Source organism: Pedobacter petrophilus (genome assembly GCF_009674725.1).
Taxonomy (GTDB): domain Bacteria; phylum Bacteroidota; class Bacteroidia; order Sphingobacteriales; family Sphingobacteriaceae; genus Pedobacter; species Pedobacter petrophilus.
Window position 1 is genome coordinate 15,432 of sequence record NZ_WKKH01000034.1, and the last position, 24,325, is coordinate 39,756.

General features: G+C 38.0%; 17 protein-coding genes. 10 read left to right on the plus strand and 7 right to left on the minus strand.

Annotated elements, in window-relative coordinates; genetic code table 11:
* Window positions 1-9 precede the first annotated feature (9 nt).
* Window positions 10-1,848 carry a UbiD family decarboxylase gene (locus GJU39_RS17605; RefSeq protein ID WP_154282315.1) on the plus strand — a complete coding sequence of 613 codons (1,839 nt, stop codon included), beginning with the start codon at window positions 10-12 and terminating at the stop codon, window positions 1,846-1,848.
* An 82-nt stretch (window positions 1,849-1,930) separates the two neighbouring features.
* On the opposite strand, the gene GJU39_RS17610 is transcribed toward GJU39_RS17605, so the two are convergent.
* The 3 genes from GJU39_RS17610 to GJU39_RS17620 all read right to left on the minus strand — a co-directional run bounded on the left by GJU39_RS17610 (window position 1,931) and on the right by GJU39_RS17620 (window position 6,317).
* Complete coding sequence (locus GJU39_RS17610) at window positions 1,931-3,520, minus strand: hypothetical protein (protein ID WP_154282316.1); 1,590 nt, start codon at window positions 3,518-3,520, stop codon at window positions 1,931-1,933.
* Window positions 3,521-3,764: 244 nt separating this feature from the next.
* Window positions 3,765-5,288, minus strand: coding sequence for an OmpP1/FadL family transporter (locus GJU39_RS17615; RefSeq protein WP_154282317.1), 1,524 nt, complete (start codon window positions 5,286-5,288; stop codon window positions 3,765-3,767).
* 21 nt (window positions 5,289-5,309) lie between these two features.
* Window positions 5,310-6,317 carry a hypothetical protein gene (locus GJU39_RS17620; protein WP_154282318.1) on the minus strand — a complete coding sequence of 336 codons (1,008 nt, stop codon included), beginning with the start codon at window positions 6,315-6,317 and terminating at the stop codon, window positions 5,310-5,312.
* Between the two features lie 186 nt (window positions 6,318-6,503).
* Between GJU39_RS17620 and proS the strand changes: the two genes are divergently transcribed.
* From proS to GJU39_RS17645, 5 genes are all read left to right on the plus strand, one after another.
* Window positions 6,504-7,976, plus strand: a complete 1,473-nt coding sequence (proS, locus tag GJU39_RS17625; RefSeq protein ID WP_154282319.1) for a proline--tRNA ligase — start codon at window positions 6,504-6,506, stop codon at window positions 7,974-7,976.
* A 204-nt stretch (window positions 7,977-8,180) separates the two neighbouring features.
* Window positions 8,181-9,320, plus strand: a complete 1,140-nt coding sequence (locus tag GJU39_RS17630; protein WP_154282320.1) for a cystathionine gamma-synthase — start codon at window positions 8,181-8,183, stop codon at window positions 9,318-9,320.
* Window positions 9,321-9,493: 173 nt separating this feature from the next.
* Window positions 9,494-10,309: a TIGR02757 family protein gene (locus tag GJU39_RS17635; RefSeq protein WP_154282321.1), complete on the plus strand. Its 816-nt coding sequence runs from the start codon at window positions 9,494-9,496 to the stop codon at window positions 10,307-10,309.
* 113 nt (window positions 10,310-10,422) lie between these two features.
* The gene (locus tag GJU39_RS17640) at window positions 10,423-11,037 is read left to right on the plus strand and encodes a Crp/Fnr family transcriptional regulator (protein ID WP_154282322.1); all 615 of its coding nucleotides are present in this window, start codon (window positions 10,423-10,425) and stop codon (window positions 11,035-11,037) included.
* A gap of 763 nt (window positions 11,038-11,800) precedes the next feature.
* Window positions 11,801-12,448, plus strand: coding sequence for a response regulator (locus GJU39_RS17645; protein ID WP_154282323.1), 648 nt, complete (start codon window positions 11,801-11,803; stop codon window positions 12,446-12,448).
* A 16-nt stretch (window positions 12,449-12,464) separates the two neighbouring features.
* Here GJU39_RS17645 and GJU39_RS17650 read toward each other — a convergent pair whose 3' ends face one another.
* Window positions 12,465-12,644 carry a hypothetical protein gene (locus GJU39_RS17650; protein WP_154282324.1) on the minus strand — a complete coding sequence of 60 codons (180 nt, stop codon included), beginning with the start codon at window positions 12,642-12,644 and terminating at the stop codon, window positions 12,465-12,467.
* A 1,081-nt stretch (window positions 12,645-13,725) separates the two neighbouring features.
* Between GJU39_RS17650 and dinB the strand changes: the two genes are divergently transcribed.
* The 4 genes from dinB to GJU39_RS17670 all read left to right on the plus strand — a co-directional run bounded on the left by dinB (window position 13,726) and on the right by GJU39_RS17670 (window position 19,928).
* The gene (gene dinB, locus GJU39_RS17655; protein ID WP_342448224.1) at window positions 13,726-15,042 is read left to right on the plus strand and encodes a DNA polymerase IV; all 1,317 of its coding nucleotides are present in this window, start codon (window positions 13,726-13,728) and stop codon (window positions 15,040-15,042) included.
* Between the two features lie 182 nt (window positions 15,043-15,224).
* On the plus strand, window positions 15,225-18,236 hold the full coding sequence (gene dnaE / locus GJU39_RS17660) for a DNA polymerase III subunit alpha (protein WP_154282325.1): 3,012 nt from the start codon (window positions 15,225-15,227) through the stop codon (window positions 18,234-18,236).
* Window positions 18,237-18,267: 31 nt separating this feature from the next.
* On the plus strand, window positions 18,268-19,416 hold the full coding sequence (locus GJU39_RS17665) for a Fic family protein (protein WP_245227990.1): 1,149 nt from the start codon (window positions 18,268-18,270) through the stop codon (window positions 19,414-19,416).
* Between the two features lie 5 nt (window positions 19,417-19,421).
* Window positions 19,422-19,928 carry a YdeI/OmpD-associated family protein gene (locus tag GJU39_RS17670; RefSeq protein ID WP_154282326.1) on the plus strand — a complete coding sequence of 169 codons (507 nt, stop codon included), beginning with the start codon at window positions 19,422-19,424 and terminating at the stop codon, window positions 19,926-19,928.
* 158 nt (window positions 19,929-20,086) lie between these two features.
* On the opposite strand, the gene GJU39_RS17675 is transcribed toward GJU39_RS17670, so the two are convergent.
* The 3 genes from GJU39_RS17675 to GJU39_RS17685 form a co-directional block, all read right to left on the minus strand.
* Window positions 20,087-20,821: a polyprenol monophosphomannose synthase gene (locus GJU39_RS17675; RefSeq protein ID WP_342448225.1), complete on the minus strand. Its 735-nt coding sequence runs from the start codon at window positions 20,819-20,821 to the stop codon at window positions 20,087-20,089.
* A 131-nt stretch (window positions 20,822-20,952) separates the two neighbouring features.
* Window positions 20,953-22,455 carry a peptide MFS transporter gene (locus GJU39_RS17680; protein ID WP_154282327.1) on the minus strand — a complete coding sequence of 501 codons (1,503 nt, stop codon included), beginning with the start codon at window positions 22,453-22,455 and terminating at the stop codon, window positions 20,953-20,955.
* Between the two features lies 1 nt (window position 22,456).
* Window positions 22,457-24,226, minus strand: coding sequence for a peptide MFS transporter (locus tag GJU39_RS17685; RefSeq protein WP_154282328.1), 1,770 nt, complete (start codon window positions 24,224-24,226; stop codon window positions 22,457-22,459).
* Window positions 24,227-24,325: the final 99 nt, after the last annotated feature.

Sequence of the window (24,325 nt, forward strand, 5' to 3'; positions counted from 1 at the left end):
TCTTTGGGCATGGCGTACAGAAGTTTAGCAGAATGTGTATCAGATCTTGAAAAAAACGGGCATTTAATCAGAATTAAAGAGGAGGTAGATCCTTACCTGGAGATGGCCGCCATTCACCTTAGGGTTTATGAAAATCAAGGGCCAGCCATATTGTTCGAAAAAGTGAAGGGAAGCCCTTTCCCTGCGGTTTCGAACTTATTTGGTACACTGGAACGTTCTAAATTTATTTTCAGGGATACTTTGCCAAAAGTGCAGCAATTGGTTTCGTTGCGAAACGATCCCATGAAGGCTTTAAAAAATCCGTTTAAATATGCGGGTTCAGCAATGTCTGCCTTATCGGCCTTGCCCATGAAAACGCCATCTGCCAAAAATAAGTTCCTTAAAACAAGTATCAGTGCGTTGCCCCAAATTGTAAACTGGCCAATGGACGGAGGTCCGTTTGTAACCATGCCGCAAGTATACACAGAAGATGTTGAAAAGCCCGGAGTCTTGAATGCCAATCTCGGTATGTACCGGATTCAACTGGCTGGCAATGATTATATAAAAGATAAAGAAATTGGTTTACATTATCAGATTCACAGGGGGATTGGCGTTCATCAGTCGAAAGCAAATAAACTCGGACAACCTTTAAAAGTAAGCATCTTTGTTGGTGGTCCGCCTTCGCATCCTCTGGCTGCGGTAATGCCATTGCCTGAAGGCTTATCTGAAATGACTTTTGCAGGAGCACTGGGTGATCGAAGATTCCGTTATTTTTATGATGATGAAGGTTTTTGTATTTCTGCAGATGCTGATTTTATCATCACCGGAACGGTTTATCCAAATGAAAATAAACCTGAAGGGCCGTTTGGAGACCATTTGGGTTACTATAGTTTAACCCATCCTTTCCCCTTGATGAAAGTGCATAACGTTTATCACAAGAAAGATGCGATCTGGTCATTCACGGTAGTTGGGCGACCTCCGCAAGAAGATACGAGTTTCGGTGCATTGATTCATGAAATTACCGGTTCTGCCATTCCACAGGAGATTCATGGATTAAAAGAAGTTCATGCTGTTGATGCAGCAGGTGTTCACCCTTTATTGTTTGCCATTGGCAGTGAGCGATATACACCTTATTTGAAAGAGCGGAGACCTCAGGAAATTTTGACGATTGCCAATCATATCCTTGGGAAAAATCAGCTTAGTCTTGCTAAATATGTGTTGATCACTGCGCGGGAAGATGATGAAAAGCTAAGTACGCATCATATTCAAGAATTCATATCGCACGTACTGGAAAGAGTCGATTTAACCAGAGACATACATTTTTACACCAACACCACCATTGATACGCTGGATTATAGCGGTGATGGTCTCAATAGTGGTTCTAAAGTGGTTATTGCAGCCGCCGGAGATAAAAAACGTGAACTTTGGGATAAAATTCCTGACGATCTTAAGCTGGGTGACGGTTGTTATACCGCCCGGATTGCAATTCCCGGAGTACTGGTTTTGGAATGTGATAAGTATGTAAGTGCCGAGAAAACGGCTGCGGAAATTGCTGCTTTAAACATTTCCTTAATTGATCAGGATTTAAAAGGTTTGCCGCTGCTTGTTATTGCAGACGATGCAGAGTTTACCGCTGCCAATATTGATAATTTGGTTTGGATAACCTTTACCAGGAGTAATCCGGCAGCAGATATTTACGGCGTAAATGATTTTACTATAAATAAGCATTGGGGATGCAAGGGTTCACTAATTATTGATGCCAGGAAAAAACCACACCACGCACCAGAATTGATAAAGGATATTAAAGTTGAAGAAAAGGTAAATGAATTAAGTATACCAGGCCAGGTACTTTATGGTGTGATTTATTAAGTTTTAAGATTAAAAAGCACTGGATTCAATCCAGTGCTTAAGTATTTTTTTTATTGTTTAGTGCTTAAAACTTATCATAAAATCAGTTTTTAATTCTTTTTGGTTCTACTGAGATAAGCATAGAGCCAGTAGAAACATCATTTGTTACATACCTGTCTTTGTAATAAGGTGGTTGGCTACCATCACGAGGAGGTCTTGAAGGGGTGTATTCAACGGTTTCTTTCCTTAATATAATGGGGTTTGAAAATTCTAATATACCTTCTCCAAGATCATCGGAACCGACTGTAGTTTTAACTTGGAAAGAATTGGTAGTACTTTCTGTTAGAGAGGCCCCAAATTTTACTCCTACTTTTACCTTTTCACCAAAACCAACATCATACTGAAAATTTGTTGCGTATGTAGTAGTATTTGTGTATGATAGTGTTATGTCTTGTGAAAGATCGAACTCTTTAGCTATAAACTTCCATTGTGAGCCATAATTTTCTAAGTCCCACGCAACTATGGGTTCATTCAAAAAACATTCTTTAGGCGTTATGCTTACTCTGTAGTTCCGGGTAGTATTGCCATCCCTTTGATAAACAACATCAAATAAATCAGTTCCTTTTAGCGAGAAAATCTTTTCAATTTGAGAACTTCCACCATTTTTTGAATTTATTAGTATGCTAATTCTTATATCAAAGTACCCATCAGTCCAAAGTACGGGGAAGGGGCGGTCTCCTGGACGATATGAATATTCGTCAACTGATTTTGGATCGGCATCACTATCGCTTATTTTTCCATAATTATTATCTTTTAATTTAATTGATACAATATGTTCAACATAAGAATTATTAAATTTCCCTCTAACAATATTATTTGCAGGGTTTAGCCCATAATAAATATAATCTCTATGCCAATCTAAACCCAAATTAAAAGCATCAATTGCTGCCTGGTCAATTGATCTTTCCGGGAAGCTGTTCGCAAGAGGTAAATCAACAAGTCTTGATGTTTTTTCAGGTTTGATAGAATTTTGGAGTTGATTTTTTAACGTTAAATTCGATACAGATTTGTTAAAAGCTTTATTTGCAAAAGATAAATTAAATGAAGAATTGCGTAGAGAAATTTTATTTTCATTTGAATTATTTATTACAATTCTTTCATTTTCTTTAACTACAACAACCGGATATCCAGGTACTAGGCCGTATGGAACTTTAGTTGTTTCCCCTTTAGCATTATACAAGATAATGTTATCATAAACTTTAGTAGCTGGAGATACAGCCACCAAAGGCATTTCAGTGTTTATATCCCAGCTCTGTGGCGTAAAATTTGGTATCTCCGGAACCATGATCGTTAAAGTAGGAAGGTTTTCAATCGCGTTGTTCAAATTTATTTTAGAATCGGCATATTGGGATATTATTTGATAGAATGTTTTTCCGTCTTTTATTGGTTCATCCTTTACCATTTGAAAGAGGATATCGTTGTCCATGTCAAATTGCTTAAGGGCTTCATTTTTAATGAATGATCTCAAACTAGGTTCTTTTTCTAGAGCAATAGCTAAAACTTTTGAAAAGGCTGCTTTTGAATCCTGTTTTTCCATAGTTGTTAGCATTGGGGGCTGATCTTCCTGCTTGATTTCCTTTTTGCAAGAAAATAATACCGCAATAATTGCTAAGTAATAAATTTTATTTTTCATATTAGGTTTTTATTTAACTACAATATTAGCTAAAAACTTTGTATGTGTGTTGATATTTTTATTTAATAATAAATTATACTTATTATATATTTATTTAATTGTTATTATGTATTATTAATTTGATTTAGGTATTTTTCAATTCTATAATTATTAATGATGCAACAAGAAAGGGATGTTAATATTTTTTAAAAAAAAAGCCACAACCTTTACAAGGCCGTGGCTTTAAATAATTTCTTAATTTATTCTAAAACCTCACTCCAAATGTTAAGAAAACATTATTTCTAGTACTTTTTACATTAGCAACGGGCTCAGAAAAATCATAAAGCTCGTATGGTGATGAGTTGAAGTTAGTTTTATAGTTCTGGTAAGCAACATCAAAATAATAATTATCTACGCGGTAACCAATACCGCCAGTGTAGTATTGAGCCTGGTAGAAAGATTTATCACCACCTTTAATACCATTACCGTTTAATCCGTATCCACCTCTTAAACTAATTTCAGGACTTACTTTTACTTCAGCACCTACTCTATAATTCACTGCTTCTTTATAGCTGTCCTTAACAGTACGGTTATTAATGGCAATGTCATTAACGTTAGAACCATCATCAGCTGAAAAGCGGATAGATGAATAATCAATATAATCCACATCGGCAGAAATTAATGCCATGCCACCAATTACGTAACTTAAACCAGCAGATGCTTTTAATGGCGTACGCAGGTTATAAGTGAAAGTATAATATTGAGGTGCATTATTAAACGAATCCGCTCCGTTATTACTGTTTCCAGCTAAGTTAGCCTGAAGCGTTTCAGCTGTATTATCCTGAAGATTCATCCAGGTTGGTGTTTGAAAGTTTACCCCGATTCTCAACTCATTTACAGGTCTGTAGATCATTCCCAATTTAAGGTTAAAGCCCCCACCTTTGGTTTCCTGGTTTCTCAATTGCGTTAGATTGTAGTTTTCGTTTCCAGTAAAACTATTCTGATTTTCATTAAACCAGTTCGTAATTCCAGATTCCGTAAAAACAGCATCACTAACATATCTCACGTTAACAAAACTGGCAGTAGCTCCTAAATACAACTTATTAGAGAAGTTCAGTGCACCAGCAACGTTAAATTCTGAGGTAGATCCTGATCTGGTTTCAACCCAATTTTGATTGAAACTATTATTTCCAAAAGGGGCAGCTGAATAGCTGTTAGTAAAACCAGGAGCACCATAATTTATAAGTGTACTGTTATAGGCATCCCCAGCAATGGTTCTATCTATACCAATATCATTTGCTTGGTCTACGTATGCATTTCTGATTGAATTATTGTTATTTACACCATTATAGGCAATGTTACCTAAGAAATCGTTGTTTCTGGTATAACTCACACCGAAAACGGTACTTACTAGGCCTTTATTTACATCCGAACCTTTCATTTTGGCAGCCGGACTATAAAAAACAACTCCTAAGTTGTTCAGGTTAATTTGACTTTTACTGGCTTTGGTAGTGGCCCCTAAGAAAGCGCTATTATTGTCAACAGAGTTAAACTCAGGCGTAATACTGAATTCTGATTTTGTAAATAAACCTAAACCAGCAGGGTTAGCACTAATGGAACTGATATCGCCACCTACCCCAATCTGCGCACCACCCATTCCTTTAAAACGGGCGCTACTACCATAATTAGTTTGAGAAAAACGGAATGCATCAGGAGCATAACTTTGTGCATGCAATGAACCTATAGAAGCTACTGTAGCCACTATAGATGCTAAAATGTATCTTTTCATTTGTTGTGTGTGTTGCTAAAATTAACCTCTTCCAGATCTTGATGGCCTAGAGCCGCCACCGCCGCCTCCGCCATATGATCCGCCACCGCTACTGCCTCTACTTGCAGGAGGTGCAGAATAAGTTGGTCTTGTTTCTTGTCTTTGTGGCTGAGGTGCATAATTCTCATTTCTTCCAGGTCTGCTGGAATTTGCGTCTGGTCTTGAATATCCACCAGATTGTTGTCCGTTTCCATTAACCTGGCTTCTTGACGGTCTGCCTACATTATAATTAGGTGAATAACCTTGTCTATTGTTCCCGTTTTGAGGCGCTACACCAGATCTGTTAGGTCTACCCCCATAGGTACTTCCGTTATTATTACCATAACCTCTGCTATTAAGTGTATTACCTGGTCTTGCTCTGTAGTTATTATTACCGGTATAAACTCCACCACCGTAGAACCCTCCGCCATAACCTAAGCCGCCGCCATACCAGCCACCGCCCCAACCGAAGCGATCATAATAGGAGTTAGGCCCCCATGAATTCCATCCGTAAAAGGGACTGTTCCATCCGTAACCAAAGTTGCCGTAGTAGAACGGATTGCTCCAAATACTACCATAACCTAATCCGATGCCGAAACCACCGCCCCAGCCACCTAAGCCGTAACCGCTGCTCCAGCCTAAACCACCGTAACATAAATAGTTGGTTGCACCGTAAGAATTGCCGTAAGAAAAATTATCATAATACGGATCATAATATCCGCGCCAGCTTGTACCGTTAGAAAAGCGATTTATTCTGGATGAATAATCCATGTCGTAATAAGGATTACTCGTGCCATAATATTCGTCGTAACCCTCCTGATCCTGAACTTGATCCTGGTTTTGATTCTGTGCATATTGCTGTTGAGGAACTACCTCCACCTCTCTGGCTTTCGCCACAGAGTTATAAACATCGTCATTTTGGCTGGTAGACGCCAATTTCGATGTTGAACATGATGCCACCAGCCCCGCGGCGGCAATCATAACAATAGGAAAAAATTTAATTGGTTTCATTGTGTTTATATTTAGTTGTGTGTGTTTTTGCTAAAAATCTAACGACTTATGATGGCTATAATTTTGATCAATTATTAACATATCATAAATGCCAGCTATTGATAATCGTTTTGTAGGCATAAATTTATAAATTTGTGATCTAATTTCACATATTTTAACACACAAATTACGTTCCAAATACATAACATGAGCAAAGAAATTACAAGTAGAGAAGCAGATTATTCCCAATGGTATAATGATATCGTGTTAAAGGCCGACCTTGCTGAACATTCGGCAGTTAGGGGATGTATGGTTATTAAGCCCAATGGCTATGCAATATGGGAAAATATGCAGGCCGTACTCGATAAGATGTTTAAAGACACAGGTCATAGTAATGCTTACTTTCCTTTGTTCATTCCTAAGTCATTTTTTTCTAAAGAAGCCTCTCACGTACAGGGTTTTGCCACAGAATGTGCAGTGGTGACACACTATCGATTGAAGAATGACGGTAATGGCAATATTGTTGTTGATGAAACAGCTAAATTAGAAGAAGAATTAATCGTTCGTCCTACTTCTGAAACCATTATCTGGAATACTTATAAAGGCTGGATTCAATCCTACCGTGATCTTCCGATTTTAATTAACCAATGGGCCAATGTAGTGCGTTGGGAAATGAGAACGCGGTTGTTTTTGCGTACGGCAGAATTTTTATGGCAAGAAGGACATACTGCTCATGCTACGGCACAAGAGGCAATTGAGGAAACCGAACGTATGTTACACATTTATGCAGATTTCGCCGAAAACTGGTTAGCCGTTCCGGTAATCAGAGGAAGAAAATCTCCAAATGAAAGATTTGCAGGTGCTTTAGATACTTATTGCATTGAGGCACTGATGCAGGATGGTAAGGCTTTGCAAGCCGGAACATCTCACTTTTTAGGACAGAACTTTGCAAAAGCATTTGATGTAAAATTTACTGGTAAAGATGGAAAGCTAGATCACGTTTGGGCAACATCATGGGGTGTATCTACCCGTTTAATGGGCGCATTAATTATGGCACATAGTGATGATTCGGGTTTAATCATTCCACCGAAATTGGCGCCAACTCAGGTAGTAATTGTACCGATTTATAAGGGTGATGAAGACCTGGCTAAAATTACGGCTTACGTAAATGAATTAACAATGCGCCTGAAAGGAATGGGTGTTTCTGTAAAATATGATGACCGCGATACCCAACGTCCGGGGTTCAAATTTGCAGACTATGAATTGAAAGGTGTGCCAATCCGGATTGCAATTGGGGGCAGAGACCTGGAAAATAAAACAGTGGAAATCGCCAGAAGAGATACGAAGTTGAAACAAACGGTTCCTCAGGAAGGCCTTGATATCTATATTGTTAAATTATTGGAGGATATTCAAACCAGTATGTTTAATAAAGCATTGGCTTATAGAGATTCACATATTACAGAAGCCAATTCTTATCAGGAATTTAAAGACCTGTTAGATACTAAAGCTGGTTTTATTTCTGCCCATTGGGATGGTACCTCTGAAACTGAACAGAAAATTAAGGATGAAACTAAAGCAACTATTCGCTGTATTCCTTTAGACAATAAACTGGAAGATGGCGTTTGTATTTATTCGGGCAAGCCATCAATTCAAAGGGTATTGTTCGCGCGAGCGTATTAAAGAGTCTGGAGTCGTGAGTCTTAAGTCTGGAGTCAGCAGTAATGATTCCAAAGTCTTCAGTCTTAGGTTTTGATCATGAGTTTGGAGTTGTGACTTTTAATTCGCGAGTCTTAATCTGCTATATCATTATAAAATGAGCTAATGAGCATTAAAAGTCATTAGTTCAAATCTATCATCTCATATTTATTTAAGTCTATTTAAGAAATGAAGTTCGGAACAAAAGCAATACATGCAGGCCAGGAGCCTGATCCAACAACGGGTGCAGTAATGACACCAATATATCAAACTTCTACCTACTGGCAAAAATCGCCGGGAGATAATAAGGGTTACGAATATTCAAGAGGAACAAACCCGACACGTAAAGCCCTGGAAGATTGCCTTGCAGCTTTAGAAAATGCAAAATATGGTTTAGCATTTTCAAGTGGGATGGGCGCTACTGATGCTGTGCTAAAATTGCTGTCCCCGGGCGATGAGGTAATTACCGGAAACGATTTATACGGTGGTTCTTATCGGATCTTCACGAAGATTTTTTCGAAATATGGAATTAAATTTCACTTTCTGGATCTTTCAAAGCCAGAAAATATGTTGCCATACATTAACGATAAAACAAAGCTGGTTTGGATAGAAACACCTACCAATCCAACAATGCAAATCATCGATATTGAGGGCGTTGCAAAAATTACTAAAGAAAAAAACCTCATTTTAACTGTAGATAATACTTTCGCATCACCCTATTTACAAAATCCTATTGATTTAGGTGCTGATATTGTAATGCATTCGGTAACCAAATATATTGGGGGTCACTCAGATGTAGTAATGGGTGCGCTGGTTACGAACGATGAGCAGTTGTATAAAGATCTTTGGTTTATCTACAATGCTTGTGGAGCAACGCCTGGTCCTCAGGATTCTTTTTTAGTTTTGAGGGGAATCAAAACACTTCACCTGCGCATGAAAGCGCATTGCGAAAACGGAGAACGCATTGCTCATTTTCTTAAAAACCATCCTAAGGTTGATAAGATTTACTGGCCTGGTTTTGAGGATCATCCTAATCACGACATTGCTAAAAAACAAATGCGTGGTTTTGGTGGAATGATTTCCATTACGCTTAAAGGAGCGGATTTGCAGGAAACATTCAGAATCTCTTCAAACTTTAAAGTCTTCACCCTTGCAGAATCTCTTGGTGGTGTAGAGTCTCTAATCAATCATCCGGCTACCATGACTCACGGCTCTATCCCTAAAGAAGAGCGTGAAAAAGTTGGTGTAACTGATAATTTACTCCGTTTGAGTGTTGGCGTGGAAGACATTGAAGATCTTTTAGAAGATCTTGGCAATGCACTGGCATAAATAATTTTCGGGCAAATGGTTCATTTGCCCGTTTAGTTATTCTCTCTTAAAAACGCATGATATTTTCGGGTTAAGATTGCATTATTATTTATTATAAACAGCGTTGCACGGAAAGCTAAACTTTCAATCTTTTACGGGCATATTAGTCTGCTCCTTGTTTTATCCAAAAACTGATGCAATTTTTAGAACTGAAAAATTTTCTTGATCAAAAGGTGGAACAGTATAATCAGCCTGATTTCATTTCGAACGATCCGGTTTGCATTCCGCATCTTTTCTCAAAGAAACAGGACATAGAAATAGCGGGCTTTTTTGCTGCAATTCTGGCCTGGGGCCAGCGGAAAACCATTATTAATAAGTGCCGGGAATTGCTTGCACGGATGGATAACTCGCCATATGAATTCATGCTTCATCATAGCGATGCAGATTTGAAAGGTTTATTAAACTTTAAACATCGAACATTTAATGATACTGATTTACTTTATTTCGTGTCGTTTTTTAAAGCTCATTATCATCACTACGATAGCCTTGAGCAAGCATTTGTGCCAAAAAAAACCCATTTCTCTACGGATATTACCCCAATCAAATCTGTTAATATCCCGGCGGGAGTTGCTATTGAAGATTCCTTAAATTATTTCAGGTCTTACTTTTTTTCTCTGGAAGATTTTCCGCACCGTACTAAGAAACACATTTCGTCACCGACACAGAAATCTACCTGTAAACGCTTAAATATGTTTTTGAGGTGGATGGTTAGGAAAGACAATCATGGTGTAGATTTTGGTATCTGGAACATACTTCAGTCAGCTGATTTAATTTGCCCTTGCGATGTCCATGTAGATAGGGTAGGGCGCTTGCTGGGATTGATTGCAAGAAAACAAACAGATTGGCTTACTGCCGTAGAACTTACGCAGCATTTAAAGGAATTTGATGCAAACGATCCTGTTAAATATGATTTTGCATTATTCGGATTAGGAGTTGAAAAGATTCTTTAAAATATTGAATCTTGAGAAATGTCAAAAAAAAATCTTTTCTTTGATGCCATCTTTCGATTATCCGTTGTACTTCAGTAGTGTAAGGCTGTTGTCACCTATTTAGTTGTTTTTAAATGATCGCTATTAATTTATCTGATAAAGACAGATGGAAAAAATTCAATAATTTTTCCCCATTTATTTCAATTTTTAAAAAATTTCATCCGCTTAATGGCGATATTGAACAACGCATCAACCAACATACTTTCCCTGTTAGTTATAAAAAAAATAAATTTATTGTTTCTCCGGCAGACCGGAATAAATATTTATTTCTGATCGTTAAAGGCGTGGTAAGGGGATTTGTGAAAGATGGCAACACTGAAATCACCACCTGGATTGCAAAGGAGAATGAAATTGTAGGCACCATCCGTAATCTCTGGTTAGATGGAGATTCAGAAGAACATTTGCAGGCACTGGAAAATGTAGATTTGATCGCTATTCCACATGTGCTTACAGAATATCTGTATGAAAATTATCCTGAGGCTAATATCGTAGGAAGAAAAATTATGGAACTCTATTACCGCTCTGCAGAGGAGCGTGCCTATCTTTGCAGGATCTCCTCTGCTGAAAAGAGATATAAAAGATTTTTGGTTTCTTTTCCGGATTTGATTAACCGGGTTTCCCTTAAATATATTGCTTCTTTTCTGACGATTCGATTAGAAACACTAAGTCGGATAAGAGCAAAAATTTAAGATCCGGAATCAATACGATTAATGTCTTTCAGATCAGAAATAATCAAATATCTTTTTTAAGATTATCAGTTTCAATTTTAAAATCTAAACGTGAAACCATTTTTACCAGGATCTTAATAGCACTGGAATGTAATAATTTTATTTAAAGCTAAGTTTTACTATAAAATCCATCAATTTCTCATAACTATGTATAGTTGCAATTTTAGGGGTTTGGCCGCAGGATTAGTTCAGCTACATCTTTTCGTGTTTTTGTAATTATCTTTGCACGTTAGAATCATAGAAGTATGGGTTAAAATAACGCTATACATATCGGCAGCAATATTTTAATTTTGCCGTTGGTAAGTGTGCTATGCAGTCGCTATTAATCAGAATTGTCTTTGAAAGATTAGTCCCATAATATTTAAAACACACTAACTTGCCGTTTCTCAAAATTATTATTCAATATTTGCGATTATTTGCAATGTGTCATAATAAATAAGCTGCTAAATTGCTCCTTAAATTAATCGATTTAGCAGTTTCCTACAGCTTAAGTACAACGATTTAGTAAAACTATACAAGAATTTTATAGCTTGCACGTTTATTAGTTAAACATTATTTACGCTTAACAATATTATTTTTTCAAAAACGTGTAGAAATGAGTAAAATTGTATAATAATGTTTACATTTGTGAGATCAAAAAAGTAGTCTTTTTTTGAAACGAATAGGCTACGAATTTCGATAAAATTGATAACTTTGATAATATTTATATCCTTATTTACACACAATGAAACCTAAGAATACTGGAAGTACTTTCACGGTACTAATTGCCGATGATCACGAAATCATCCGCAGGGGTTTAAAAAACTTAATTTCTGAATACTGGGCGGGTGTTGAGATTATTAACGCCTCTACTCTTGAACAGACTTTAGTTGAAGCCGAAAAGGCGCCTAATTTGATTATTATAGATGTGAATTTGCCTGGTGGCAATAATCTGAAGGTAATTGATCAAATCAAATCCGTTCAGCCAGCTGCTAAAATATTGGTTTTCTCATCTTTGAATGAGAACATTTACGCTGTGCCTTATTTAAAATCGGGAGCATCTGGTTATTTAACCAAAAATGCAGAAGAGTCGGAAATTGTAACTGCAATTACAACGATATTGGCTGGTAGCCGTTATTCTAGCAGAAACGTTAAGGAGAATATGTTTAACAGCATTTTAGGAAATGATGCAGATAATCCATTCACTAAGCTATCTGGCAGAGAGTTGGAAGTTGCAGAACTATTAACTAAAGGTATTGGCGTTCTTGAAATTTCGAATCAGCTTAAATTGCAAATGGGTACAGTAAGTACTTATAAGCTCAGGTTATTTCAAAAATTAAAGATCAAAAGTATCATTGAACTTGCTGAAAAAATGAGCATTTACGAAAAATAGAAAGAGGTTACTCTTTCTATTTTTTTGTTTGCTTCTTTGCTGTACCAGTACCATCTTCGTCTGCAGATTCGTTGGGGGTAGATCCGGCTGCGCCATATTTATCAGATGCACCTTTTCCATTCTGGTCAAAAGTAGCTTTCTCTTTTGCTGTTCCTTTTGATTGGTCTTCGTTGTTGTCTTTATCTTTTGTGCTCATTTCCAAGATTTTTAGTAATCGGTTATTAATGGTTTTAATATTGAACAAGCCTACACAGCTAAAAGTTTTTTATAAATGCCAGCAATGTAAATACGAATCTAATTATATCGGGCATTTTCATGTTTTTTATGTAAATTAAATCAAATTTTTGTTCATAACTATATGATTTTCCATTGATTATGAATATTTTTGTTTAGCCATCAAACTCCTTATTATTTATGTCATCTAATGTAATCAGTCATCAGCCGAAGGTATGCCCCGCTTGCCCGGCTTGTAAAAATCCAGAGACTTCCCGGGTTCCGAGAGGTTTTGTGTTTAAGGTGCTTATGCCTTTCGTGCCGGTAAAACATTTTAAGTGTTACAGGTGCTTTAAAAAGTTTTATGTTTTTACGCGTTAAGCCTGGCAATCTAACCGAGTGTTTGGCACAACGTTTTGATCTGTTACTTTGTACCTCAGGATTTATTGAACAGTTTGCGGTTAAATAAGTAATTAAATTTATGCCCTAGCTTTGCAGGTTATTAGAAGTTACCTCGCTACAAGGTCTTAACGCATTTACAAAAATCATCCTTTCCCCCAGTTTCTTAAATTTTATTATTCCTGAATCAGTCACTGATCCCGGATTCTACCTTACCTTGAAGCTTTGCTTATCAAGCGGCTTAGACGCACGCTAATATTTGCCTTCTCCAGATAATCAGATAGCTGTCTTCAGAAATAAATGAACTTATACTAACAGATTATTAGGTTGCTGAGATAAGTTTGTGCCTATACAGATAGGTTAAATTTATACATTCACCGCTCACTTTTTTGACATCTCGTTACTCACCTTTTAATTCAGGAGAGCAGTGGTTAATCTTTTCCGTCTTCATTATAACGCTTTATAATTAAATTAAATTATTTCATTTGGTCATTCAGCGCTCAGCAAAAAGTCCATAAACTGCATTTTCTATTAAAAACCAAAGCTTAATAAAAGCTAAATATGTTAGTATTTTGTTGGTAAATAAAATTTATTTTAAGTTTAAAAACTAAAAATAATAGTAATTTTGTTCCTGCAAATAGCTGAAATTTAAACTGATTTACAGGATGATGGACAAAGATAAACAGATTATTCATATGGATCAGGATGCTTTTTTTGTGTCAGTGGAATTGAAGAAAAACCCCAAACTGATTGGAAAGCCTGTTATTGTGGGTGGTAATTCCGATCGGGGCGTAGTAACCTCCTGCAGTTATGAAGCACGAAAGTTCGGAGTACATGCGGCAATGCCGGGTAGAATGGCTAAGCAGCTTTGTCCGCAGGCTATTTTTGTTCGGGGCAATATGGATGATTATTCCAAAGCCTCTCATGAAATTACTGAAATTATTTCTGAACGTGTGCCCTTGTTTGAGAAAGCGAGCATTGATGAACATTATATCGACATGACTGGCATGGATAAGTTTTTCGGCTGTATGAAATTTGCTTCCGAACTCAGGCAAACTATTATTAAGGAAACCGGTTTACCCATCTCTTTTGGTCTATCAGTAAATAAAACGGTTTCTAAAATTGTAACCAATGAATGTAAGCCAAACGGAGAGATGGAAATTCCCTTTCCGGGTGTCCGGCCTTTTTTAAATCCTTTGGCCGTTCATAAAATACCTGGAATTGGCGATGCTACCCACAAAAAACTGAGCGAAATGGGCGTACGGAAAGTGCAGACGCTGGCCGAGATTCCTCAGGAGCTGATGTTTAAAATTTTAGGTCATCATGGTTTAGGGATCTGGCAGAAAGCCAATGGAATCGACCTTTCTCCGGTAGTGCCGTATCGCGAAAGGAAATCAATTGGTACACAAACTACCTTCGAAAGCGATAGTATGGACATTTCAAAAATGAAAGCCATATTAAGTGGAATGGTTACCAATTTAACCTACGAGCTTCGAAGTCAGCAGAAACTCACCGCTTGCATTACTGTAACCATTCGCTATTCAAATTTCGAGACAGTAACTCAGCAAGCCCGCATTCCTTATACCGCACTGGATTCTTTGCTGATTAACAAGGCACATGATTTATTTAAAAAGCTTTATTCTAAACGAATGTTGCTGCGCCTGATTGGTGTTCGGCTTTCGCACCTGGTAAGCGGCTTTGAGCAGATTGGTTTATATCATACTTCAGAAGAAGAATATGATTTATACCAGGCAATGGATAAAGTCCGGGATCATTATGGAATTGAATCAGTAGTAAAAGCCTGTATCGTAAAGCGCCCGGAACGGGATGAGCAAGGAAAAATCATTAAATATAATCCCCGGAAAAAACATTTAGAGGAAAAACAGGAAGAAGAGACTCAACCCGTAGACGAACGTAAAAAATCCAGAATCAGAACCTTTATCAACTCTGATCTGGGTACGGCAACGAAACTGGATGGATAGGGGCAGGGGAATGGCGAATAGGAAATAGAGAATGGGAAATAGGTACGGCGGCGGAAATGAGAAATAGGTATCGGGAAACAGAGATTGGTAATAGGAAACAAATAGAGAATTGTAAATAGGTAATAAGGATGGAGAACGGTAGATGAAAAACGATAAACGATAAACGAAACACTGCAAACGAAATGTTTCTTAATGTACATTCCTCTTACAGCCTCAAATATGGAACGATGGATATTCCGACGATCGTTTCAAATGCACGTGCATTAGGTATTCGCCAAATGGTGCTGACTGATATTAATAACTCTAGCGGCGCAATCGAATTTATAAGAGAATGTTTCAAACAAGGAGTTGCCAAAGCACCAGATGAAGTGCAGGCCGGAAATATTCCATACCAGTTAAAACCGATTGCGGGTATCGAGTTTCATAAAGAAGGTCAGCTTTTATATTTCGGAATTGCAAAAAATAAAGAAGGTATGCGAGAGCTTAACGAGTTTTTGAGCATCCGCAATATCGAAGATGAGATCTTGCCAAATGCTGCACCTTCTTTCGAAAATGCTTTTATCGTTTATCCGTTTGCCAAAAATTTTAACCGCAAACTCAAATTCAATGAGTTTGTTGGCATAAAAAGCAGTCAGCTAAATTTTCTTTATAAACATCCCTTACTTCAACAACCCGAAAGGTTGGTGGTTTGGCATCCGGTTACGGTGGGTAATCGGATTGAACATCGTCTGCATGAATACCTGAGGGCCATCGAAATGAACACTTTATTGAGCATGGTGCCAGATGACGCTAAATGTAGTCTTGATGAAGTCTTAATTACGGAAGAAGCACTTAAATTAAAATTTGAAACATTTCCGTTCATCGTTGAAAATACACAAAAGTTGATGGATGCCTGTGACCTGAGCGTTTACTTCGAGCCGCAGGTAAAGTCTAAAAACAGATTTGCGTATACCAAAGAAGGGGAAGCATTTGATCAGGTATTGTTGAGGCGAATTGCATATAAAGGTTTGGCTTATCGATATGGAAATGATCATTCAGTTGCCCGTGCAAGGATGGAAAAGGAATTGAAAATTATTGAGTTTAAAAATTACTGCGCTTACTTTTTAATCACTTTTGATATTGTTCGCTATGCGATGGGAAGATGTAAGTTTTACCATGTGGGCAGAGGCTCCGGCGCCAACAGCATTGTGGCGTATTGTTTGCGGATTACCGATGTAGATCCGATAGATCTTGATTTGTATTTTGAACGTTTTTTGCATGAAAAGCGCACCAGCCCGCCAGATTTCGATATTGATTTTGCCTGGGATGAGCGGGAAACGATCCAGAAATACATTTTTAAAAAATATCCTAAATGGCATGTGGCGTTTTTAGGTACAATGAGCACATTCAAAGACAGGGCAGTTATCCGTGAAATTGGAAAGGTTTTGGGATTGCCAAAAGAAGAAATAGATAGTTTTACCGATCCAGCCAAAGAACGCGAAAATCATCAGAATGCCACCTATAGGAAACTGGTAGCGGTTCACCAGCACATGAGGAATATGCCCAATCAGCGATCTATCCATGCCGGTGGGATTTTGATTTCCGATGAACCCATTACTTATTATACGGCGTTGGATTTGCCGCCGAAAGGTTTCGTAACCGTGCAATGGGATATGTATGAGGCCGAAGCAATCGGCTATGAAAAGTTCGATGTGTTGAGTCAACGGGGAATAGGACATATCCGCGAAGCCGTTCAGCTCATCAGGCAAAACCGGAATGTAGAGATTGATATTCACGACTTCAAGAAGTTCAAAGCCGATCCTAAATTAAATAAGATTTTAAGGGAAGGTCAGCCGGTAGGTTGTTTTTATATTGAATCGCCAGCAATGCGGCAGCTACTTAAAAAGTTGAAGTGCGAAGATTATTTAACACTGGTTGCAGCAAGTTCAATCATTCGGCCGGGCGTGGCAAGTTCGGGTATGATGAAGTCGTTTATAGAACGCTACCATGCACCAGATAAGGTGGTTTACCTCTGCAAGGAAATGGAAGAACAACTAAAGGAAACCTATGGCGTAATGGTTTACCAGGAAGATGTGATCAAAGTTTGCCATTATTTCGCCGGCCTGGATCTAGCTGATGCCGATGTATTGCGAAAGGCCATGAGCGGAAAGTACCGTTCAAAACTTGCTTTTGAAGAATTGGTGAATAAGTTTTTTTACTCCGCAAGGCTTCAGGGGCATTCAGAAGAACTCATTACCGAAGTCTGGCGGCAGATATCTTCTTTTGCTGGTTATAGTTTTTCGAAAGCGCACTCAGCTTCTTTCGCAGTAGAAAGTTACCAGAGTTTGTATCTTAAAACTTATTATCCAAAGGAATTTATGGTAGCCGTTTTAAATAACTACGGTGGCTTTTACAGTCGCTGGGTCTACGTTCATGAGCTTCAAAAAACAGGGGCGAAGGTGCATTTGCCCTGTGTAAACAATAGTGATGAAGTGGTGAACATTAATGAGAATGAGGCTTACCTGGGCTTCATTGGCGTGCAGGGTCTGGAAAATAAGTTTATCACCCAGATTCCACTTGAGCGTAAAAGAAATGGTCCTTTCAAAGATTTGGAGCAGTTTGTAAAACGTACAAAAATAACGTTAGAACAGGCTATTTTATTAATCAGGCTCGGGGCTTTAAGATTTACAGGAAGAGATAAAAAAACACTGCTTTGGGAGATTTATAATTACCTCGGGCATAAGCAAAAAAGAATAGATGCAGCTGAGTTATTTAACATCGAAAGTAAAGCGTATAGTTTACCAACCTTAGAAAACTCGGCGCTTGAAGATGCCTATGTAGAATTAGAATTGTTGGGCTATCCGCTGAACTTTGAAATGTTTGATTTTCTGAAAACAAGTTATCGGGGAGAGATAATGGCGGCAGATTTAAGCGAAAATGTAGGAAAAACAGTTCGCATGGTAGGTAATTATGTATGCGAAAAAACTGTACATACCATTAAGAACACCAAGATGTGGTTTGGTACGTTCCTGGATGCGAATGGCGACTTTTTCGATACCATCCATTTTCCAAATACCACACCTGTATACCCATTCAAAGGAAAGGGTTGTTACTTGATTTTGGGTAAAATAGTAGAGGATTTTGGCTTCCCCAGTGTGGAGGTTTTAAAGTTTGCTAAGCTTGAAATTCACATGAATCCGGTAGCCGGAAATTAGGCATGAGCCGAATAATCTTTATATTCGGCTCATGAATTGGCTATTTTTTGAGCCGAATAATTCGTATATTCGGCTCATGAGCTATAACTGGGAATTATCTGATTGGCCAAATTTTACATTTTCAACCAGCAAAATAGACGGAAAATTATATGCTTTTGCACAGGAAACCGGTGAGGTAAATGCATTATTAACTGCATTACCTGATAACATCAGACAGGAAACCTTATTAGAATTAATTCTTTCAGAAGCAATTAAGACGTCGGCAATAGAAGGGGAGTTTCTAAGTAGGGAAGATGTAATGTCTTCCATCAAAAATAATCTGGGATTAAATAAAACTGCAGAAGTTGTAAAAGATAAAAAAGCTTCAGGCATCGCTGATTTAATGATTGAGGTTAGAAATACCTTTGATAAAAAAATAGATGGACATACATTACATCATTGGCACAAACTATTATTTGCAGAAACTTTACATATTAATGTGGCTGCATGGAGAAAAAGTAGCGAGCCAATGAGGATTATTTCCGGAGGAATAAATAAAGAGCAAATTCACTTTGAAGCTCCACCATCATCAATTGTTGCAAAAGAAATGGATCGTTTTTTGAGTTGGTTTAATCATACCATGCCAAATGGATCAAAAGAAATTAAAGATCCGGTAATTCGGGCAGGTATTGCTCATTTGTACTTTGAAAGTATTCATCCTTATGAAGACGGGAATGGACGCATTGGTAGAGCTATTGCAGAAAAAGTACTTTCTCAAACACTTGGCAGGCCCGTAATGCTTAGCCTTTCTAATACAATTGAACGAAATAAAAATGCTTACTATCAGGCATTAAAAAATGCTCAAAAAAGTAACGAGATTTCTAAATGGTTAAATTATTTTGTAGAAACGGTGTTAAATGCGCAGTTGGATGCGAAGCAGATGATCGATTTTACCTTGAAAAAAATAAAGGTATTTAATTCAATTAAAGAAAAGATTAATGATAGGCAGATCAAGGTTTTACAAAAAATGTATAGTTTCGGCCCAGGTGGATTTGAGGGAGGAATGACTGCGAAAAAGTATATTTCCATTACTGAGACATCAAAGGCAACTGCCACCCGGGATTTACAAGGACTCGAAAAGTTAGGTGTCTTGGTGGCTGTTGGAGGAGGAAGAAGTGTAAATTATCATCTAAATTATTAAATTAAATGATTCACATCAAAGCAGAAATCGAACGGTTCGGACAAATGGGAGAAAAAACTGGCTGGCGTTATGTTTTTATTCCTGCAGTTATAGCGAACGAACTTAAGCCCGATTGTAAGGTGTCTTTCAGGGTAAAGGGAAAGCTTGATGATTTAGCAATCGCCGGAATCGCAACGGTACCAATGGGCGCCGGTGATTTTATCATCGCTATTAATGCGACCCTTCGTAAAAAGCTAAAAAAAGAAACAGGTTCAAAGATAGAATTATGGCTGGAAGAGGATCAGAATTTTAAAATTGAAATGCCTGCCGATTTAGAAGTTTGCCTTGCTGAAAATGAAATACTTCTTACCCGGTTTCTGCAACAACCGAAATCTCATCAAAACTATTTTATTAAATGGATTAATGCCGCCAAAACAGAACCCACCCGTACCAAACGATTAGTTATGACCGTTAACGCGATGGAAAAACTACAGGATTATGGCGCGATGATTAGAGGAAGTAAAGGGAGTTAGGAGTTGAGAGTCCAAAGTCGTGAGTCTAAAGTCATGAGTCCAAAGTCATGAGTCCAAAGTCGTGAGTCAAAGTCTTGGGTGCAAACTGAAGCAGATAGTAGGGCCAAACCCTTTAAATCCTAAACTATAATAACCCACACTAACCTCTTTTATACCCGCTAATGCCTTCTCTTATAATCCCTGAACCAGCTACTTACTTTCATTTGAATTACGCCTAAAAAAGCCTCGCGGAAAATCCGGGTGCTCATTTTTGAAGTTCCTTCGGTTCTATCGGTGAAAATAATTGGTACTTCAACTACATTAAAGCCAAACTTTATAGCCGTAAATTTCATTTCGATTTGAAAGGCATACCCCACAAAGCGGATCTTTTCTAAAGGAATGGTTTCCAATACAATTCTACGGTAGCACTTAAAACCCGCCGTGGCATCCTGAATGTTAATCCTCGTAATAAAACGAACATACATCGAAGCAAAGTACGACATTAATACCCTTCCCATTGGCCAGTTAACTACATTTACGCCCTTTACATATCTCGATCCAATCGCAACATCTGCACCACTGATACAGGCTTCGCGCAGGCGCGAAAGATCATCCGGATTGTGAGAAAAATCAGCATCCATTTCAAAAATAAACTGATAATCTTTTTGCAGTGCCCAGTTAAATCCGTAGATATAGGCGGTGCCTAAACCTTGTTTCCCAGCGCGCTCTACAATAAAAAGATGACCTTCGTATTCGGCTTGTAATGATTTTACAATATCTGCTGTGCCATCAGGTGAGCCATCATCAATAATCAGCAAATGAAAAGGTTGATTTAATGAAAATACCTTTCGGATAATCCTTTCAATATTCTCCTTTTCATTGTAAGTGGGAATGATTACTAAACTGTCTGACACGCTTGTTCGTTTTATATAAAATGGAATTCGGCTAAAAATGATTTTAGCTTTAGAGGGCGAAAGTAAATATTATAAATTAAAAAACCGTATCACCCCCAGTTGATACGGTTTAAAATGTATTAAAAATGTTTTTACCTCACCTCCTGCATCAGTTTCTTAATTAACTGAGAAAATACAATTAAAAATATACCTGCAATCAAAGAATAAAGGGCTAGAGATTTATAACCTTCTGTATAAGATGTTAATTTCGCCATTAAGGAAGCATTTTCAATATTAGACATCTCTGCACCTAATTTTCCGGCAGCAAGCTGACCAAAAGCACTGAATAAAAACCATAAGCCCATCATCATGCCGAACATTCTTTTCGGCGATAATTTGGTAATAATCGACATCCCGATAGGACCAATGCATAACTCACCTAATGTAAGCAGCAGGTAAGCCAGGGTAAAAATATTTAGCGAACTAATGCCTTGCGCATTGGCGAAAAACCGGGTGGCGTAGAAAGTATAAAAACTTAAAGCCAGCAACACAAAGCCCAAACCAAATTTCACCACAGTATTCGGCTCAATTTTGCGTTTGTACATTCCTATCCATAATAAGCCAACCAACGGACTAAACACAATCACGAAAAATGAATTTACACTATTGTTTACTACGTTTGGATCGATAGAGAAAAACAACAGGCCATGATCTAGATTGTCTTTAGCAAACAGAGATAGCGACCCGCCACTTTGTTCGGAAATCGCCATGAAAATGAAGTAACAAAGAATAAAAATAAAAGCCGCAAGCAATTTATACCTCGCTTTAACCTCTTTAATACTGAACATTTCGTAAAAAAAGTAAACTAAAGCTACTACGCCAAGCGTATACATAAAGTAATCCGTATAAGCGGTATTCCTTACCATAATAAAAATCAGCGGGATACAAAAAACAGAACCGATATAAACCACAACTTCGTAAATGGTCCGTTTCCCTTTCTGTAGATGCATGAGGGGAGAGCTCCCAATCGGGCCCAGGTATTTTTTGGTAAAAATAAAGGTGCCCAAGCCAAACGCCATTACCAAGGCCGCCGAAAGGAAGCATAGGTTCCAGGAAACATATTTCCCCAAGTAAATGCACATTGCTCCACCCAGTAAGCCACCAACGTTGATTCCGGCATAGAATAAGCCATAACCAGCGTCTCTTCTGTTGTCTTTTTCATGGTAAAGTTCGCCCACCATCGATGAAATGTTTGGTTTGAAAAAGCCAGTACCGATGATGGAAAGCGTAATGCCGACATAAAATAAATCATGTGGCGAGAAGGCAAGAATCAGGTTGCCTACAATCATTAACGAACCACCCCAGAAAAGTGATTTTCTGAAACCTAAAATCTTATCGGCAAAGATGCCGCCGATAAAGGTAAAGGCATAGACAAAAGCCTGGATTGCGCCGTATTGGAGGTTAGATTTTTGATCGGTTAATCCCAATTGATCAACCATAAAAAATGCCAGTACACCACGCATACCATAGAAACAGAAGCGTTCCCACATTTCTACCAGCGATAAATACCAAAGTTGTTTCGGATATTTACCTTCAAAGTTTTGAATCGCTTCTAATGTTTCAATAGAAGGCGTTTTTTCGGTTATAATCTGCATCTTATTTAACTCCGTGCATTAGTTTTTTAGTTACCGGCGTTAGCAACATAATAAAAATACCAAGGCCGACAGGGATTAAAGTGAAAATTAGGAAGAATGTAGACATGGAATATTGTGCAGTAATTTTATCAATCATTCCACCCATGGTACCTGCTATTTTATTTCCGATGGCGATTGCCAGGTACCAGATCCCGAACATGATGCCAATCATTCTGCCTGGAACCAGTTTCGAAACATATGATAATCCTACCGGAGAAATGAATAATTCGCCCATAGTATGGAAGAAATAAGCTAAAATAAGCCAGATCATACTTACCGAAGCCACTTTTGCGCCTGATGGAATTGAACTGGATCCATAAGCTAAGGCTGCAAAACCGACGCCTAAAAGAATCATGCCCAAGCCGTTTTTCATGGTGGCAGATGGATTATATTTACTTTCCCAAAGTTTTGATACAATTGGTGCACAAGAAATAATAAATAATGAGTTCAGCACACCAAACCACGTTGCCGGAACTTCTGCTTTTACATCACTGTACTGGTTTTTCAACATATAAATTACCAATCCCCAGATAATTAAGAAACCTGCAGCAAGAATAATATTTCCAAGAGCGAATTTTCCGAATGTTTTTCTGAATAAGCTAAATAATACATAAGTGATGATCACCAATGGTACCACCGTAATTAAAGTGTTGGCCACGTTAAAAATGATTTTTGCATTTCCTTCTAATAGCCTGGCGGTATAATCTTTAGCGAAGATAGTCATGGAGCCACCGGCCTGCTCAAAAGAAGCCCAGAAGAAAATGGTTATGAAAGCCAGTACAATGACCACAATCATTTTATCACGAAGCTTTGGTGCGTATTGCGCAATCCTTTTTACAAGGATAAAAATGAAAAGTGCCAATGCGATAATGATCGCCAGGTTGTCTCCGGTTAGAGGGCCTACCTGGAAGTTGAAAATCGTGGAGCCTGTAATTTTCGAAACAGGATCATTGATAATCCATACTAAGCCAATAATAGAAATCAAGGCAATAAGTACAATGTCGAAGATAGAAAAAGGGTTTTTTTGTGCTTCTGCCGGATCTTCGTCTTCATCCACAACTACATTGCTCTTTTCTGGTTTTAGACCAATTGTACCGAAAATATTTTTAGTGAAATAGAATTGCAACATCCCGATAAACATGAAAATTCCAGCCAACCCAAAGCCATAACTCCAGCCCCAGTTTGGATTTTCACCAATGTAGCCACAAAGAAGCATTCCTAAGAAAGCACCAGAGTTTACACCCATGTAAAAAATGGTATAAGCACCATCTTTCTTTTCAGGATGTTTTTTATACATGTGTGAAAGAATTGAAGTCATGTTTGGCTTAAAAAATCCATTTCCAACTACCAGAAGGCACAAGCCCAAATACATGAAAATTGGATTAAACTCGAATGCCATTGATAAGTGGCCAAGTGTCATCAGCAGTGCGCCCAGGATGATCGCCCAGCGATATCCGATGAATCTATCTGCAATAAAGCCACCTAAAATAGGGGTAAGGTAAGCAAGAGAAGTATAGGAACCATAGATAGCTAAGGCATGTTCGCGCGGCCAGCCCCAACCTGGGTTATCCCCAAAAATAGATGAAGTTAGAAATAAAACGAGCAAGGCCCGCATCCCATAGTACGAAAATCTTTCCCACATCTCCGTAAAGAAAAGTACAAATAAACCTGCCGGATGACCCAATACCTTACTGCTAAAGAAATCGTCTTTGGTTTCAATTGATGTTTGCATAAAACATTTATTGGTTTTAGTTTATGAATTCAGAATTTGTGTGTTGTTTAAGCTTGTTTGCAAGGCGCAATATAGTCAGCGAAGGGCAAACTCACAAAT

Excerpts from the sequence above, each read along its gene's own strand:
- GJU39_RS17635 (WP_154282321.1), top strand. The coding sequence starts at position 9,494 with ATGCAATTTTTAGAACTGAAAAATTTTCTTGATCAAAAGGTGGAACAG.
- GJU39_RS17685 (WP_154282328.1), bottom strand. The coding sequence starts at position 24,226 with ATGCAAACATCAATTGAAACCAAAGACGATTTCTTTAGCAGTAAGGTA.
- GJU39_RS17615 (WP_154282317.1), bottom strand. The coding sequence starts at position 5,288 with ATGAAAAGATACATTTTAGCATCTATAGTGGCTACAGTAGCTTCTATA.
- proS (WP_154282319.1), top strand. The coding sequence starts at position 6,504 with ATGAGCAAAGAAATTACAAGTAGAGAAGCAGATTATTCCCAATGGTAT.
- GJU39_RS17680 (WP_154282327.1), bottom strand. The coding sequence starts at position 22,455 with ATGCAGATTATAACCGAAAAAACGCCTTCTATTGAAACATTAGAAGCG.
- dinB (WP_342448224.1), top strand. The coding sequence starts at position 13,726 with ATGATGGACAAAGATAAACAGATTATTCATATGGATCAGGATGCTTTT.
- GJU39_RS17620 (WP_154282318.1), bottom strand. The coding sequence starts at position 6,317 with ATGAAACCAATTAAATTTTTTCCTATTGTTATGATTGCCGCCGCGGGG.
- GJU39_RS17665 (WP_245227990.1), top strand. The coding sequence starts at position 18,268 with ATGAATTGGCTATTTTTTGAGCCGAATAATTCGTATATTCGGCTCATG.
- GJU39_RS17605 (WP_154282315.1), top strand. The coding sequence starts at position 10 with ATGGCGTACAGAAGTTTAGCAGAATGTGTATCAGATCTTGAAAAAAAC.
- dnaE (WP_154282325.1), top strand. The coding sequence starts at position 15,225 with ATGTTTCTTAATGTACATTCCTCTTACAGCCTCAAATATGGAACGATG.
- GJU39_RS17640 (WP_154282322.1), top strand. The coding sequence starts at position 10,423 with ATGATCGCTATTAATTTATCTGATAAAGACAGATGGAAAAAATTCAAT.
- GJU39_RS17645 (WP_154282323.1), top strand. The coding sequence starts at position 11,801 with ATGAAACCTAAGAATACTGGAAGTACTTTCACGGTACTAATTGCCGAT.
- GJU39_RS17670 (WP_154282326.1), top strand. The coding sequence starts at position 19,422 with ATGATTCACATCAAAGCAGAAATCGAACGGTTCGGACAAATGGGAGAA.
- GJU39_RS17650 (WP_154282324.1), bottom strand. The coding sequence starts at position 12,644 with ATGAGCACAAAAGATAAAGACAACAACGAAGACCAATCAAAAGGAACA.
- GJU39_RS17610 (WP_154282316.1), bottom strand. The coding sequence starts at position 3,520 with ATGAAAAATAAAATTTATTACTTAGCAATTATTGCGGTATTATTTTCT.
- GJU39_RS17630 (WP_154282320.1), top strand. The coding sequence starts at position 8,181 with ATGAAGTTCGGAACAAAAGCAATACATGCAGGCCAGGAGCCTGATCCA.